We start from the raw sequence: 14840 nt of genomic DNA, 5'->3' as shown, positions 1-14840 counted from the left end.
GCGAAGGGCTCCGGCGCTACCACCTCCCGAAGGTGCGGAGGATCTCGCCGCGCTGGATCGGCCTTATCCCGCTCCGCGGCTGGTACCCGGCCTGACGCAGCCGGTTGAGTTCGAGGGCCATCACCGTGGGGCGGTTGTTCGCGTAGTCCCAGCGGTTGCCCTCCTCCGGTGAGGCGACCAGGACCAGCATCCGCTTCCTGATCACCATTTGCAGCCAGACCTCGTTGTTGATCGTCAGGGACCACCCGGAGTTCGCCGGGTCGTACAGCGGGTCGTCGGGGGAGAGCTTCCTCAGGTCGGGGATGTCGAGGACCTCGTACCGCGGGTCGTACTTGTACTTCTGGACGTCCCAGGTCCGGCCGATCACCGCGATCCTCTCGTTGTCGTCACGGGTGGTGACGCTGGTCCCGGACCGGGGAGAGGGTGGGGGAGCGGGGCTCGCCGCCGGGGCCGTCGCGCGTTCCGGCTCGGGCAGGACCTGCGGCGCCGGTGCCACGGGTGGTGAGTCCACGACCTCGGGCGCCCTGTTGTACTGGTAGTACGCGTAGGCGCCCACGCCCACCAGCGCGAGGCCGACGGCACCCGCGACGCACCCCCACGGCCCGACCACGCACGCGCGTGCCGCGATCGGCGCGGCGGCGCGGACGAGTTGCCAGGGCTCGGTGGACAGCTCGCCGTCGGGGTCGGTCAGCCGTACCGGGTTGTTGTAGGTATAGGTGTAGGAGGCCAGGTTGGCGGAGTTGCGCACGCCGCCGTTGCCCGCGCCGTCCAGGTAGGTCGGCAGCGCCGGGTCGGGTGACTGCCAGAGCTGGGTCCTGGGGTCGAAGTAGCGGGAGCCGTAGTGGTAGAGGCCGGTCTCCTCGTCGAACTCCTTGCCGTTGTACTGGTACGGCACCGGTGGGCCCGCGCCGCTCTCCGCGGCCCAGGTCTCGCCGAACGGGAAGTACTCCTGGTGGGAGACGAGCTTCCCGGTCCTGTCGGTCACGAGGCCGGACGACCCGAGGTGGTCGGTGTGGAAGTAGAACTGCTCGGTCTCGGGCTTGTTCTCGACCTTCTTGGTCAGCAGCCGGGTCTCCCCGACGAAGACGTGCTTGAAGGACTGGCCGCCGACCCTGCTGAAGTTCCTGCCGGGGGAGACGTGCTTCGTGCCGCCGTCCTTGACGACGCGGTTCCCGGCGTCGTCGTAGACGAAGCGCACGCTCGGATCGGCGTGCTGGTCGCAGGAACCGGGTTCCTGCTTGACCGTCCGGTCCTCGTCCTCGTGGACGCACGCGAGCCTGTTCTCCTCGTCCCACACGAACTGCGTGCGGTCGTCCGACGCGGCGAGATCGACGGTCAGCCCGACCGTCGGCTCGGAGATCGGCTCGGACGTCGGGACGGCCGCCGGTTCGGCGCCCGGTTCAGCACCCGGTCCGGCGAGCGCCAGGACGTCGTGGGACCCCGTGGTGATGGTGATCAGGTTGCCGTTGGCGTCGTAGGAGTTGGTGTCCTGCCCGATCTTGCTCGGCGCGTGCGGCCGTCCGCCCGCGTAGGCGTACCGGTAGGTGTAGGTGGTGCCCTCCTGCGGCTTCGCGATCCCGGAGGAGTTCACCAGCACGTGCCGCTGCTGCTTGTTCGTGGTGTTGTGGATGGTGTCGTAGGTCAGGTCCAGCGTGTACCGGTCGGCCTTGTCGGTGGTGTTGCGGTACTCGCCGCTCGCCGAGGTGAGCCGGTTCAGGTCGTCGTAGCCGAAGGTCTGCGTGCTCGGGCCGCTGATGCCCTTGGCGGGCGGAACGGCGACGTCGTTGGAGAGTTGGGTGATGTTGCCGACGCCGTCGTACCGGTAGGACAGGTCCTGGAACTCCTGCCCGTTGGCCTGCTGCGACTTCAGCGTGGCCAGCCGCCGGTCCTCCTCGTCGTAGGCGTAGCTGGTGCGGACACCGGAACCTGTCTCCGTGAGCACCTTCTGCTCGAACTTGTCGTAGTCCTGCCGGGCCAGGTACGGGTAGGTCCGACCGTCCTTGGCGCCGGACGCGGTGGTGACCTGCCCACCGCTGTCGTAGCCGTAGGTGAGCTTCTCCCCGTCCGGGTAGGTCGTCTCCAGCACCCGGTTGAGCGCGTCGAACCGGCTCAGGGTGGTGAAGGACGTCCCGGTCTCCAGCGCGTTGCCGCCGAGCGCGCGGGTCTCCCTGGTCAGCTCGCCGAGCGCGCCGTAGCCGCGGGTGACGGTGCCCGCCGCGTCACGGATCTCGGTGACCCGGCCCGCGCCGTTCTCCGGCGCGCCGAGGGCACCGTAGGTGTACCGGACGTCGTTGTCGGTGAAGACCGGGTAGCGGATACCGATGAGCCTGGTGAAGTCGTGGTCGTACTCGACGGCCTTCTGCTTCCCGCGCAGGTTCGGCGTCACCTTGGTGATCACGTTGCCCGCGAGGTCGTACCCCGTCTCGGTCTTCCCGGAGTCCGGGCTGTCGACCAGGGTGCGGCGGCCGAGGTTGTCGTAGGCCGCCCTCGTGGTGTTGCCGCGGTCGTCGACGGCGGACGTGATCTGGCCGAGCTGGTCGTAGGCGTAGCTCGTCCAGATCTCCGGCTGGCCGCCCGCGGGGTTGAACTCCTTCACCGCCGTGGTCAGCTCGCGCACGTCGGTGTACGTGCGGCGCTGCTTGCCGTTGGCGTCCGTGTTGACCGTCTCGAACTGGGTGGCCCCGGACCGGTCCGGTCCGAACCCGTAGGCCACCGTCGACGCGGTGTCGTCGGGCAGCGTCACGCGGGTCGGGCGGTCGAGGACGTCGTGGTCCATCCGCGTGGGCCGCACGGGGTCGACGGCGGTGGTGAACCTGGTGTTGGCGTCCCCCTTGGGTTCGGTGACGGGGTGGTACTGCTCGACGTACCGGCCGAGGAAGTCGAACACGCCCCGGCCCGAGACGACCATCACCGGTTCGGGCTCGGCGCCGGGCCGGGGCGGGACACTGGCGTCCTTCTTGGTTTGCAGCACGCGGCCCAGTCCGTCGGAGAACTGCACGGTGTCGATCGTGTCGTCGCGCACGCCGGTCGCTGTGTTGTCGAGGTGCCTGCTGACCGCGTACGGCACCTCGGCTTCCGGGTGGTACTCGAAGTCGATCGTGACCCGGTTCTCGGGGATCTCGTACGGGCCCGCCACGAAGTCGAGGCGGCCCACCCGGTCGTAGTTGAGGTGCACCCGCTGGAAGTTCTCGTCGACGGTGGTCTCCGGCAGGCCGTACTTGTAGTTGTGGGTGACCACCGAGCGGAGGGTGAAGCTGTCCACGACGGTCTCGACGTGCACGCCGACGACGGGGTCGTAGCCGTAGTCCAGCCGGTACCGCTGGCCGGTCTTGTTGGCGGGCCCCACCACGGCCTTGAGGTTGCCGTTGCCCAGGTACTCCAGGTCGGTGACCGACTTCGACCCGTCGGCGAGCAGGGCGCGCACCTGGGTGACGTTGCCCGTCCGGCAGTCCACTGTGGACTGGCGGTGGCGCATGGTGGCCCTCGACGCCACGGCGGTCAACTGGACGGTGTTGGCCACGCCGACGATGTGGCGCTCGCGGCAGGCCGGGTCGGTCGACGTGTAGCCGGTGCGGGTCTCCACGTCGTCCGCGGTACCGATCTCCGACGCGTCCAGCACACGGGTCGTGTTGCCGTACTCGTCGTAGGTGAACTCCGAGGAGGTCGTCTTGCCCGCGGTCGCCCTGCCCTCGTAGAACCGCTGCTCCGCGCGGGACAGCAGCGGGAACACCGTGGCCGTGGTGCTCCGCGGGTCGACCGGCTGGCCGGTGCTCACGTCGCGCAGCGCGTAGGTGTTCACCGTCTCGATGAACGGCCTGCCCGCCGAGTCGCTGGTCACCGAACGGGTGGGCAGGCCGCGGACGTAGACGTTGTCGGTGCGGTACTCGGTGGTCACCGTGCGGAACACCGCGTCGGCGGCACCGGGGTCGCGCTGCTGGACGAGCACCCGGCCGTAGCCGAGGAACTGCCGCTCCAGGCGGTCGAAGCGGCCGTTCTCGTACTGGAAGGTGGAGAGCTGCGCGTCCTGGCCGTCGCCGGTGTGCCCGTCGAACACCCTGGTGCTCGCCAGCACCCAGCGCTGCTGGGGCAGGTCGGCGGTGTTGCCGTCCCGGCGGTAGTCGAGGTCGAACCTGCCGCCCAGGGGGCGGGACACCGACCGCAGCAGGTTCGTGCGGCCGGTCCGGTTCTCCGCGACGACCAGTTCGCTGTCGCGGGTGGACCGGACGTGGTCGGTGTCGCCATCGCCGTTGACGTCGCGCAGCGCCACCTCGGACCGGCCGATGCCGGTGGACGTGTCGGCACCGGGGTTGAACACGACGCAGCCGCCGCCGAAGATGCCCAGGCAGAACCCGAAGACGAAGTAGGCGCCCCGCGCCGAGGCTGGAGCTCTTGTCGGCGTTGAGCCCGGCGAGAGCGCCCTGGAACGGGACCGGCGACGTGAACCCGTTGCCGGTGTTGATGGCGACGGCCAGCGGCGCGCCCTCCCTGGAGAAGACCCGGTCGACCAGGCCGTCACCGGTCATGTCCGTGAGGCTCGCGTTCGACCTCGACGAACCGGTCGACGCCGCGAGACCGCCCGCCAGACCGTAGAAGTCCGTGTTGAAGCCGAGGTTGACCGACGAGTTGCGCGTGTTCGCGTCGTTCAGCGGGCCGCCCGGCCACGGTTCGGGCGCGGCGAACCGGTACCCGAGGTTCAGCGCCGCCGTGCCGTTCTCGTGGACGCGGTCGGGCAGGGCGTCCCCGTTGATGTCCAGCAGGTCGAACGCGGTGTCGGACTCGCCACCCCCGGTGCTGCCGCCGATGCCGAGGCTGGGCATCTCGCCGCCGGACTGGGCGGTGGTGGCGTTCGCGTCGGCCGGTGGCGCGCTGTGGCCGCGGCCGTTGGCCATGGTCCTGGCCGGGGTGCCCGCGTTGGCCGACACGGTGAAGGCCCTGGAGTCGGTCTCCCGGACGTCGCCGACGCCCAGGGTGCCGCGGGTGCGGCCCAGACCGCCGGTCATGTCCGAGTACTGGATCCCGGCCGAGCCGACCACGTCCGGGAAGTTGTCGCCGTTGAGGTCGAGGAAGTCCACCTGGCCCGCGCTGCGCCCCTTGGCCACGCTCGCCCCGGCGCCGATCGGCACACCCGGCAGGGACGCCCCGAACGTGGTCGAGATCTGGGTGGACTCGGCCACCCTGGGCACACCGGTCGCGCCAGCGAAGTCGGCGTCGCGGGCCACGTCGATCCGGTCGGTGCCCAGCCGGGAACTGGTGGCGCCAGAGCCGGTGACCCAGGTGTTGCCGTCCTCGCTGCCCCAGCGGCCGAGCGCGGGCTGGGGAGCGAGCACGACCGCGTTCGGCAGGGTGACCCGGCCGTCGAACCCCGGCACGTCCTCCTCGCGCGGCGCGCCGGGGATCCGGTCGCGGTAGGCGCCGTCGAACGCCAGGTCGGCCTGCGCGATCGGCGCGGTGGCGCGGTCGCGGTTGCCCTGGTAGCCGATCGCACCCCAACCCCGGTAGGGCTGGGCGAAGACGCCCTGCTCCGCAGAGGCGTGCAGCGCGCTGGGCACCGGCGTGAACGTGACGCCGTCGGCGCTGATCGACGCGGACTGCGCGGTCAGCCGAGCGGGCACCGAGGTGTCCAGGGTGGAGAAGTCGAAGAACAGTTCGTCGCCCTCGTTCGCGTCGACGGTGACGCGCGACGACTCCGGGTCGGGCACCTGCCCGCCGACGATGTCGATGACCTTCTTCGCCAGCAGCGCGCCGCGGCGCTTGACCGTGAACACGACGCGGGTGTCCGCGGGCCTGCCGGGGTCGAAGGCCAGTTCGGGCTGCACGGTCAGCGAGCCGGAAGCGGTGGCGGTGTGGGAGCCCTGCGGGGCGGTCAGCGTCGTGACGGGGTACACGTCCAGGTCGTACGGCGGGGTGATGGTGATCGTGGGGTCGCCGTCCTGGTCGACGACCGGCACGCCGCCTTCGGCCGCCGTGTAGTGCGCGGACGGGACCCAGCTCACCGTCCCGGCGTCGATCGGCGAGTCGACCCGCAGGCGCCAGGACAGCGTGTCGTTCGCCGTCACCGGGATGTCGGTGTTGATCGCGACCGTTCCGGCCTTGTCGGCGGGCAGGTCGTCGGTGAACACGTCCGTGCCGTTGCGGGCGATCACGACCTTGACGGCGTCGGTCGTGGGGCCGACCTTGGACACGTCACCGGACAGGCGCAGCGTGCCGGTCAGCGGCGCCGTGACGGTGGACGGCCTGCCGCCGAGGGTGAAGTCGCGCGAGGCGAGGTAGCGGTGGTCGTCCAGGCCGTTGACGTCCGTGCTCGCCGGGACGGACGTGTAGGTGATGTCCGGGTCCCACAGCACCTGGTCGAACTTCCCGTCCAGCACCGACTGCACGCGGAAGTAGACCCGGTCACCGCGACGCACCTGGACGGCGTCCACTCCGGACGGTGCGTACCGGGTGCGGTCGTCCGGCATGATCCGCCGCGACCACAGCTCGGTGTCCTCGTGCTGCACGGCGACGCGGACACCGTCGGCGTCGTCGTCGGCGCCGATGTCGTCGGCGAGCCGCGCGGTACCGGCGATCCGGATGGTGCCGTCGTAGGGCGCGATCCACCGGCGCACGCCGTCCAGCAGCGGGAAGGCGTCGACCTGCCGCTCGAACTCGGCGGTCCGGTCGCCGACGACGGTGCCGCTGACGCCGCCCGTGCCGATCGGCACCGGAGTGTCGTTGCTGTTCGCGCTGTACGCGGGGGTGCCGTTGGCGTCGAGGTGGCCGAACAGCACACCGCCGTTGGCGACCTGGTCGGTCAGACCGTCGCCGTTGACGTCGGAGAAGTACCGGTCGGTGCGCGTGGTGGTGGAGACGTGGTTGAGCTGCGCGGCCACCCCGATGTAGGACTCGGCACCCGCGGTGACCGACCGGGTCGACTCCGAGGAGATCCCCGGCAGGGTGGTCAGCTTGACCGGTGTGTCGCCGAACTTGGGCTCACCGCCCGGCCTGGACAGGTTCGGCCGGTAGAACACCCCGGCCCCGGTGCGGAACACCTTGTCCGGCAACGAGTCGCCGTTGACGTCGGTCAGCGAGAGCAGCCCCTCCGACGACCCGGCGTTGAACCCGACCTTGCCGCCAGCGGAACCGGACTTGCGCGGCACGGTCGGGTTGAAGCCGACGTAGAGGTGCCCGCCCGCGCCGCGGGACGTGCCCGCGCCGCGGGACGTGCCCGCGCTCAGCGCGCTCGCCTCACCGTCGGGGACCGGGGCGCCGAGCGAGTCGTCGTGGGTGGTCCAGCCCGTGGCGTCGGAGAACGCGCGGTACTCGCCGTTCCCGGTGCGGATGTCGTCGAAGTACTCGAAGGTGTGGGTGGTGAAGACCTTCAGGTCCTCGCCGTACTGGGAGACCGAGCGCAGCAGGGTCTTGGCGAACGCGCCGGTGCCGTAGTCGAGCTGGTAGGCGCGGATCGGCTTGTCGTCGAGGTAGACCTCGATCCGGCGCAGCAGGTCCGCCGTGACCTGCTTGAACCCGTAGCGCGCGTCGATGTCGACGTCCTGGCGGCGCGGCTCGCCCCGTTCCCGGTCGCGGATGAACGTGACCGAGTACCGGCCCTCGACCTTGCCCTGCCCGGTGTAGGTGATCCGCCGCGGGTAGAGGTCGACGCCCGGCACCGTGCCGCCGGACACACCCACGTCCGATACCCGGACGTTGTGGTAGCGCACGAAGTTGTCGTTGGTGTCCCGCACCTCCCGCAGCGCCCACACCGCGATGTTGCCGGACTCGTCGGCGAGCGTCGTGCTCTCCGCCGCGTCGTCCGGCGCGCCGCCGAAGATCGATCTCGTGCCGCTCTTGCCGATGACCTCCCACCAGTAGTTCCGCGGGTGGTCACCGTGCCGGACGATCTTCCGGAACTGCCCCTCGACACGGGTGTGGAACACCTTCTCCGCGGTGCGCGCCTTCAGCTCGGAGCGGTGCGCGACCGGCGTCAGCTCTTCCCCGTTGAGCCGGTAGGTCTCCGTCTCCAGTGCGCCGTCGTACCGCGGCACGCCCCACCTGGTGTCGATCGTGATCGACTGCGTGGCGACCTGCCAGCCGACCCCGGCCCAGCCGTTCTCGGCGGACGAGTCGTAGGTCAGCGCGACGGCGGGCTGGGCGCCACCCCGGCCCGGCGGCACCTCGATCGGGTAGCTCACCCGCGCGTCACCCGTGCCGCTCGCCGTCGGCGGCTCGATCAGGTTGACCTTGGAGCCGGGGTCGGCCGTCTTGATGTCCTTGAGCTGGTTGGGGTCGAACGACGCGCCCTCCGGGTGCGCCGGGACGTCGACCGCGCCACGACCCGGCGCCCCGGCCGTCAGCGACAGCGGACCGGTCACGTCCGAGGCGGGCGGGACTACCGCCACGACCAGTGCCAGGACCACCCCCAGCGTCGCGGTCTTCCGGCTGACACCCGATGGACGACGACGCTGACTCCAGGTGGTCATGATCGGGAAACCTTCCGTTCGGTGACTCCCGAGGATCTTCACGAGCAGCGCCGCCAAATTACCGACGCCGGGCGCGGCGCCGCAATTGCCCGACCCATTCCCGAACGGCTATTCGTCGAATTAGTCCGAATAGCCCCGGTGGGTGCGCCTGGCGCGTCGAATGGAATGGACGCGGCGGAAGTGAGCCGGAAGGCCGGATGGGCGCTGCCGGGCAGACGGCGGCCGTTTCACCCGATAGGGGCATAGTTGCGGCGGTAGTGGACGGGTTTCCGCTGGTGAGTGCTGTGGCGCGGCGGTGCGCGTCACAGCGGGTGAATCCGTCGCGCGGCAGCAGATGGACGCACGCCGCGACGACGGGATTTGGCCGCTCTGGCGAGGTGTCGCATTCCAAGATTGCGTGGAAGAAGGCGAGGCTGCCGACAAAGTCGGCGTTACCGCTCACGCCATTATTCCCGGCCTTTTCCGGGAAGTGGAATTGTGCCGCTCCGGTGGGCGGTCGGTCAGCGGCGACCGGTGGCCAGCACGACGAGGAACTGGCCGCCGCCCGGCTCGACGGCGGCGGTCACCGGCAGACCCGGCACCAGTCGGGAGAACCGGTCCACGAGCCACTCCGCCGCCACCCGAGCGTCCTGTTCGGTCGGACAGCGGGCGACCATCTCGCGGCCCCCCTTGCGTTCCAGCCTGCCCGCGACGGTGATCAGCGGCGCGGGCTCGACCACGTGCAGGCGGTCCGGCCAGGCGATGACCACCTTGACCGCGCCCTTGCGGGTGTTGCACCCGCGGTGCGCGAGCCGCTCGGCGACCTTGGCCTTCCGGTCGGCGGTCCGGCTGTCGACGCTGGGCCCCCGCGAGTCGTTCACCGACATGTCGGGGTCGACCGGCTCGTCGCACACCCAGCACCGCCAGCCGTCGCGTTCGGCCACGTCGTCGAGGAGACTCACGCGAGCAAACTAGCCTGCCCGCGCACCGCGCGGTCCACGGGGTGAAGCGCTCCCGCGCTACGCGTCGGTCCTGACGTCCGGTGCGTCGAGTTCGTCGAGGTGCCGCAGCACGCGGGCGGCCTCGGGGTCGCGGGACTGGCTCCGGTACAGCTCCAGGGCTTCCAGCCAGGCCGTCCGGGCTCGGGTGCGGTCGCCGAGGGCGGCGTGCGGGTGGCCGAGGCGGTCCAGGGTGTTGGCGGTGTGGGTGGTGTTGCCGAGCGCGCGGTAGAGGGCCAGCGCCAGGTCGTAGTGTTGGACGGCCTCCCGGTGCCTGCCGGTGAGGTGGGCGGTGAAGCCCAGGCTGTCGAGGGCGGACGCCTCGCCGTCGGTGTCGTGGTGCCGTCGGTACAGGGCGAGCGCGGCCTCGCAGTGGGAGCGGGCGGTGTCGTGGTCGCCCAGGTGGGCGGCGTACCAGCCCACCCCGTTGAGCGCGTCCGCCTCCTGCACCGGGCGGTCGAGGGCGCGGAAGAGCTCCAGGGCGTGGCGGGCGTGCTCCAGGGCCCGCCGGTCGTCGCCCCGCCGTCCCCACACCCGTGCGAGGGCGTGGTGGACGGCCGCCCGCTGGACGGGGTCGTCGCGCTGCTCGGCCAGCGCCAGGGCCCGGTGCAGGTGCTCGACGGCCTCCTCGTGCCCGCCCAGTTCCGCGTGGGCGTACCCGAGGAACCGGTGGGCGAGGGTGTCGAGGCCGGGCAGGTGGGTGTCGCCCGCGGCCTGCCACATCGCCAGGTTGTCGTGGGGGTGCCCGCGCCGCCAGTGGAACGCGGTCAGCGACCAGGCGAGGTGCCACACGACCTGGTGGCGGTGCTGGGCGGCGGCCGTGCGCTGGGCGGCGAGCAGGTGGGGGCGGTGGGCGTCCAGCCAGGCCAGCGCGGCGGCGTGGTCGGGGAGCGGCTGGGGGTGGGCGGTGGGCGCGGGCGGGTCGAGCCGGAGCTGCGCGGTGTTCGGGTCCACGAGGCGGTCGGCGGTGTGGGCGGTGTGCAGGTAGAAGTCGACCACCCGCTCCAGCGCCGCCCGTCGGGTCGGCTCCGGGAGGGGGTGGTCGGCGGCGAAGGCGCGGACCAGGTCGTGCATCGCGTACCGGCGGCCGGGCAGGGCGGTGATCAGCGAGGCGTCGGCCAGCGCGTGCAGCACGGTCCTCGTGTCGAGTTCGGGCAGGCCGGTGAGGTTGGTGGCGGCGGCCAGGTCGATGTCGGGGCCGGGGGCGATCCCGAGCAGCGCGAACGCGGTGCGCTGCCGGTCGGTGAGGTGCCGCAGCGACCACGACAGGACGGCGGGCAGCCCCGCGTCGGGATCGTCGAAGTCCAGAGCGTCCAGACCGAGGTCGCGCAGCTCGGCGACCACGTCGTCCAGCAGGTCGGGACGGTCGCGGACGCGGGCGGCGATCACGCCGAGCGCGAGGGGGAACCCGCCGCACAGGACGACCAGCTCGCTGACCGCGGGTTCGGAGCGGACGCCGCCGAGCGCCGTCTCCAGCAGGGCGCGGGCCTCGGTGTCGGAGAGCACGTCGACGTGGACGGGACGGGCGCCGTGGCGGGTGAGCAGCGCCGGGAGCCGGTGGCGGCTGGTGATCAGGACGGTGCAGGCGGAACCGCCCGGCAGCAGGGGGACGACCTGGTCCGCGGTGGCGGCGTTGTCCAGCAGCACCAGCATCCGCTTGCCCGCCGTGCGGCCCCGGTAGAGCGCGGCGCGGGCGTCGGCGTCACGGGGCTGGCGGTCGCGGTCGACGCCCAGCGCGGTGAGGAAGTCGGCCAGCACGTCGGTCGAGTCCTTGGGGGCGCCGGGGCTGAAACCGCGCAGGTCGACGAACAACTGCCCGTCGGGGAAGCGGTCCAGGTTGCGGTGCGCCCAGGTCAGCGCGAGCCACGTCTTGCCGATGCCGCCGGTGCCGCCGACGGCCACCACGTCCCCGGTGGAGCAGGCGTGGTCCAGCGCGGTCAGGTCGGCCGCGCGCCCGGTGAACAGGCCCGGCGCGGCGGGCAGGTGCAGCGGCACCGGGTCCGCCGGTGTGCCCGCCAGGGTCGGGTCGGCGTCCAGGATCCGCCGGTGCAGGTCCCGCAGCGCCACGCCGGGGTCGGTGCCCAACTCCTCGACCAGCCGCTCCCGCAGCAGCCGGTAGTGCTCCAGCGCGTCGGCGGTGCGCCCGGCCTGGTGCAGGGCCAGCACGTACTGGCAGGCGACCTGCTCGTCCAGCGGGTGCTCGGCGGTCAGGGCGGCGAGGTCGGCCAGCAGCCGGGCCCCCTGGCCCCGGCGCAGCCGGGTGTCGGTCAGGTCGTGCCGCGCGGCCAGCCGTTCCCCCTCCAGCCGGTCGCGCTCGGCCTCGGCCCAGTCACCGCCCAGACCGGTCAGCGCGGGCCCGCGCCACAGCCCCAGCGCCTCGGCCAGCGACTCCTCCGCCCGCACGTCGTCCGCCCGCGCCCGGTCCCGCAGGTCGTGGAAGCGGTGCAGGTCGATGACCTCGTGGGGCCGGTCCACCACCAGCGCGTAGCCGCCCGCCCGGCTCACGACCTCCACGGCGTCGACGTCCGACAGCGCTCGGCGCAGCCGGGAGATGTGGCTGTACAACGTTCTGCGCCCCCGGCGCGGCGGGTCGACGCCCCAGACCCGCTCGACCAGCCGGTCCGCCGGGATCAGCCGGGGCGCGTCCACCGCCAGCGCCGCCAGCACGCACCGCTGCTTGGCGGGCCCGACGTCCACCGCCCTCCCGTCGACCCGGACGGTCACCTCACCGAGCAGACCGAGCTCCACCCCCATGGCAGCCCCCTTCCCCCACGTCCATGGATAGCCGTCCGACCTGCGCGGTGCAGGAATCTCGCAACCAGTTCACACGTTCGGCGGACCACTGTCGTCTTCGAGGCGGGAAGCACGACCACCCCGCTTCGGACAGTGATCCAGGGGAGGAAGACATGAGTTCCAACAGCAAGGCGGTCCGTCGAGGACTGGGCCTCGCGAGCCTGGCGGTGGCTCTGGCGTTCAGCGCGGTCGGCACCGCGCAGGCCGCCCCATCGGAGCCCTCGGGCTCCGTGGTGGTCGCGGCCGACTGCACCTACGTGGCCATCCGGGACACCGTCGTCAGGAGCGGTCCGGGCGTGCAGCACCCGATCGTGCGCCGCAAGACCAAGGGCCAGCACATGACCGGCCCGGCTCTCTGCCTGGCCTCCAACGGCTGGTTCAGGGTGTACCTGAGCACGGGGACGCTCGGCTACGCGCCCGCGGCGGACGTCCGGGTCGCCGGCTGATCGTCCGCACCGCTCGTGGCACCGGCTCGTCCGGGACCACGGGCGGTGCCCGGTCCCGACCCCTCGGCACCACCCGTGGCCAGGTACGCGCGGGTCTGCTCGGCGACCCAGTCCCACTGGGAGTCGGTGGCGTGGTCGAGGTCATCGGCGACAGCCATGGCAACTGCTCCTCTCCGTCGGTGTCGGGATCAGCCGAGTTCCTCGACCAGCCCGATGATGACCCCCTCGGGACCGCGGACGTAGCCGTACCGGCAGTAGTCCTTGTACCGCGCCACCTCGCCCACGAGTTCGGCGCCGTGGGGCCGCAGGCGGGCGAGCACGTCGTCGACGTCGTCGACGACGAAGGTGAGGCGGGGGATGCCGGGCGTGTTCAGCGGTGTCCTCGGCGCGCCGCCCGCGGCCACCGGCGAGTGGAACGTCGACAGCTCGACCCGCCCGTGACCGTCCGGGGTCCGGACGACGGCGATGTCCGCCCGGACCCCGTCCAGCCCGATGAGCCGGTCGGCCCAGTCACCCCCGACCGTCGTCTCGCCCTCCAGCTCCAGGCCGAGTTCGACGAAGAACGCGACAGCGGCCGCGAGGTCTTCCACCACGACACCGACGTGGTCCATCCGGCGGATCGTCATCCTGTCCTCCTGCGCCACGCGGCCCGTCCGGGCCGCTCGTGCCACTGGGACGGAGTCGGCGTCGAGTTCTCGACACAGGAGCCCGTGTGACGGCTGTCACATGGGCTGTCGTCCCGGTGCGCTAGAAGATGATGCCGTCGTGCGACCGGCAGGTGTCGCGGACACTCCAGAAGTTGCGCAGGTACTCGTCGTGGACCGTGCGGCCCATGATCCGCACGACCTGCTCGTCCGCCTGCCGCAGCGCGGAGTACGAGTAGTTGTGGCTGCCCGTGTACACGCGCGGGATGATGTCGTCGTCGTAGGCGCCGTCGAGCAGCATGTACTTGGAGTGCACGCGGATGTCGAGGCCCGGCCCGTTGTTCCAGTCGCACCGGGTGGTCTGGATCCTCGCGTTCGTCAGCGCGCTGATCACGGCGTCGTTGGCGTTGGTCAGGACCACGTCGACCCAGCAGCCCTTCCCCTTGAGCTCGGCGAGCTTCTGGGCGATGGCGGGCCGGTTGAAGTCCAGCATCGCGATCCGGATGTCGGTCTGGCGCTTCGTGCCGTTCTCCGTGTACGAGCAGGCCACGGACTGCAAGGTGTTGTGGATGGTGTCGGTCTGCGGGTCGTCGAACGGCCTGCCGGACGGTTCCTGACGGGGGAAGAAGAACGCGCGGTAGTCCGTGCCTGATCCCGTGTCCTGGTAGTAGTTGTTGTTCCCAGCGGCGGTGTACCGGTAGCGCCGCAGGTCCTCGAAGTACGTGCGGTAGGCCGCGTACGTCCTGGCGTCGGTCCACGTGAAGGCGTTGTTGTACGCCTCGTTCTCGTCCCACTGGGTCAGGTTCGACGACGACTGGTACACCACGTTCGGGATGGACGTGCCGTTGTTCAGGACCACGCTGGAGAAGGTGAAGAACTTGCTGTGGTTGTAGGCGCTGACGGTGCCCGTCGACCACTCCTTGGCGCGGGTGGCGATGCACCCGCGATCCGGCCCGTTCGGGAACTGGTCCTTGCAGTGCACCACGTAGGAGCCCGCCGCGTCGTTCGAGCCGAGCGCCGCCCGGAGCCGGGTGGTGGCCTGGGTGTTCGCCGAGTGCGCGACGGTGATGAACTTGACCTTCACCCCGCGCTGGGACGCGGCGATCAGCCGGTCCACGATGTCCGGGGCGTCCGCGGTGTCGGCGGTGTTCGGCGGGTCGAAGTCCATCACCGAACCCAGGACCTCACCACCGGCGGGCACCCGGTCGATCAACCGCCCCAGTTGCGCGTAGATCGCGTTCTGCGCCGCCACCGCACCGGCCGGGTCGTTGAACACGCCGTGCCCCACCAGCGGATCGGGTTCGACCGCGGCCATCGCCGGTAACGCCGTGACCGGCGACGTCGTCAACGCCGCCACCAGTACGAGGACTTTCCAAGGACGCATCACGCACTCCTCCGCGGGCTGGGTGATCACCTTGCGTACCAGTGGTCCCGCGTGCGCCGACAGGACTTTTCCCCGTGGGGCAACCAGCGAGCGGGACGCGCCGTCGACGACCCGCCCGGCGGGCGCGGGTCGTCGACGGC

General features: G+C 71.5%; 15 protein-coding genes and 1 pseudogene. 9 read left to right on the top strand and 7 right to left on the bottom strand.

Annotation, left to right across the window (positions count from 1 at the left end; translation table 11 throughout):
* Positions 1 to 16 precede the first annotated feature (16 nt).
* The gene (locus NZH93_RS14450; RefSeq protein WP_259623559.1) at positions 17 to 4315 is read right to left on the bottom strand and encodes an RHS repeat domain-containing protein; all 4299 of its coding nucleotides are present in this window, start codon (positions 4313 to 4315) and stop codon (positions 17 to 19) included.
* Positions 4316 to 4437: 122 nt separating this feature from the next.
* Between NZH93_RS14450 and NZH93_RS14445 the strand changes: the two genes are divergently transcribed.
* The 8 genes from NZH93_RS14445 to NZH93_RS14410 all read left to right on the top strand — a co-directional run bounded on the left by NZH93_RS14445 (position 4438) and on the right by NZH93_RS14410 (position 7422).
* Complete coding sequence (locus tag NZH93_RS14445) at positions 4438 to 4590, top strand: hypothetical protein (RefSeq protein WP_259623558.1); 153 nt, start codon at positions 4438 to 4440, stop codon at positions 4588 to 4590.
* A 6-nt stretch (positions 4591 to 4596) separates the two neighbouring features.
* Positions 4597 to 5409 (top strand): hypothetical protein, encoded by an 813-nt coding sequence (locus tag NZH93_RS14440; protein ID WP_259623557.1) that lies wholly within the window; start codon positions 4597 to 4599, stop codon positions 5407 to 5409.
* Between the two features lie 144 nt (positions 5410 to 5553).
* The gene (locus tag NZH93_RS14435) at positions 5554 to 5970 is read left to right on the top strand and encodes a hypothetical protein (RefSeq protein WP_259623556.1); all 417 of its coding nucleotides are present in this window, start codon (positions 5554 to 5556) and stop codon (positions 5968 to 5970) included.
* A gap of 69 nt (positions 5971 to 6039) precedes the next feature.
* Entirely contained in the window at positions 6040 to 6270 is a 231-nt protein-coding gene (locus NZH93_RS14430) for a hypothetical protein (protein ID WP_259623555.1), read from the top strand.
* Between the two features lie 186 nt (positions 6271 to 6456).
* The gene (locus NZH93_RS14425) at positions 6457 to 6585 is read left to right on the top strand and encodes a hypothetical protein (protein ID WP_259623554.1); all 129 of its coding nucleotides are present in this window, start codon (positions 6457 to 6459) and stop codon (positions 6583 to 6585) included.
* Between the two features lie 84 nt (positions 6586 to 6669).
* Entirely contained in the window at positions 6670 to 6879 is a 210-nt protein-coding gene (locus NZH93_RS14420) for a hypothetical protein (protein ID WP_259623553.1), read from the top strand.
* Between the two features lie 138 nt (positions 6880 to 7017).
* The gene (locus NZH93_RS14415) at positions 7018 to 7158 is read left to right on the top strand and encodes a hypothetical protein (protein WP_259623552.1); all 141 of its coding nucleotides are present in this window, start codon (positions 7018 to 7020) and stop codon (positions 7156 to 7158) included.
* 24 nt (positions 7159 to 7182) lie between these two features.
* On the top strand, positions 7183 to 7422 hold the full coding sequence (locus NZH93_RS14410; RefSeq protein WP_259623551.1) for a hypothetical protein: 240 nt from the start codon (positions 7183 to 7185) through the stop codon (positions 7420 to 7422).
* A gap of 317 nt (positions 7423 to 7739) precedes the next feature.
* On the opposite strand, the pseudogene NZH93_RS14405 reads toward NZH93_RS14410, so the two are convergent.
* From NZH93_RS14405 to NZH93_RS14395, 3 genes and pseudogenes are all read right to left on the bottom strand, one after another.
* Positions 7740 to 8456, bottom strand: a pseudogene (locus NZH93_RS14405) (SpvB/TcaC N-terminal domain-containing protein); the annotation flags it as partial.
* Between the two features lie 500 nt (positions 8457 to 8956).
* Positions 8957 to 9397, bottom strand: coding sequence for a hypothetical protein (locus NZH93_RS14400; protein WP_259623550.1), 441 nt, complete (start codon positions 9395 to 9397; stop codon positions 8957 to 8959).
* A 57-nt stretch (positions 9398 to 9454) separates the two neighbouring features.
* Positions 9455 to 12187: an AfsR/SARP family transcriptional regulator gene (locus NZH93_RS14395; protein WP_259623549.1), complete on the bottom strand. Its 2733-nt coding sequence runs from the start codon at positions 12185 to 12187 to the stop codon at positions 9455 to 9457.
* Between the two features lie 152 nt (positions 12188 to 12339).
* On the opposite strand from NZH93_RS14395, the gene NZH93_RS14390 reads away from it, so the two are divergent.
* Positions 12340 to 12672: an SH3 domain-containing protein gene (locus tag NZH93_RS14390; protein ID WP_259623548.1), complete on the top strand. Its 333-nt coding sequence runs from the start codon at positions 12340 to 12342 to the stop codon at positions 12670 to 12672.
* Here the strand turns inward: NZH93_RS14390 and NZH93_RS14385 are convergent.
* The 3 genes from NZH93_RS14385 to NZH93_RS14375 form a co-directional block, all read right to left on the bottom strand.
* A complete protein-coding gene (locus tag NZH93_RS14385; RefSeq protein ID WP_259623547.1) occupies positions 12636 to 12830 on the bottom strand; it encodes a hypothetical protein in 195 nt (64 codons plus the stop codon). The two genes, NZH93_RS14390 and NZH93_RS14385, sit on opposite strands and share 37 nt — an antisense overlap.
* A gap of 30 nt (positions 12831 to 12860) precedes the next feature.
* Positions 12861 to 13298, bottom strand: a complete 438-nt coding sequence (locus tag NZH93_RS14380; protein ID WP_259623546.1) for a VOC family protein — start codon at positions 13296 to 13298, stop codon at positions 12861 to 12863.
* 121 nt (positions 13299 to 13419) lie between these two features.
* A partial coding sequence (locus NZH93_RS14375; protein WP_259623545.1) for a phospholipase D-like domain-containing protein occupies positions 13420 to 14840 on the bottom strand: 1421 nt, incomplete at its 5' end.

The sequence above is a fragment of the Umezawaea endophytica genome, assembly GCF_025061645.1.
Classification (GTDB): Bacteria; Actinomycetota; Actinomycetes; order Mycobacteriales; family Pseudonocardiaceae; genus Umezawaea; species Umezawaea endophytica.
The sequence above is the reverse complement of the archived record's forward strand: the minus strand, read 5'-3'. Positions and strand labels throughout refer to the sequence as shown.

Bases quoted from the DNA above. Each gene is read 5' to 3' on its own strand.
- NZH93_RS14390 (WP_259623548.1), top strand. From the start codon at position 12,340: ATGAGTTCCAACAGCAAGGCGGTCCGTCGAGGACTGGGCCTCGCGAGC.
- NZH93_RS14425 (WP_259623554.1), top strand. From the start codon at position 6,457: ATGATCCGCCGCGACCACAGCTCGGTGTCCTCGTGCTGCACGGCGACG.
- NZH93_RS14385 (WP_259623547.1), bottom strand. From the start codon at position 12,830: ATGGCTGTCGCCGATGACCTCGACCACGCCACCGACTCCCAGTGGGAC.
- NZH93_RS14395 (WP_259623549.1), bottom strand. From the start codon at position 12,187: ATGGGGGTGGAGCTCGGTCTGCTCGGTGAGGTGACCGTCCGGGTCGAC.
- NZH93_RS14380 (WP_259623546.1), bottom strand. From the start codon at position 13,298: ATGACGATCCGCCGGATGGACCACGTCGGTGTCGTGGTGGAAGACCTC.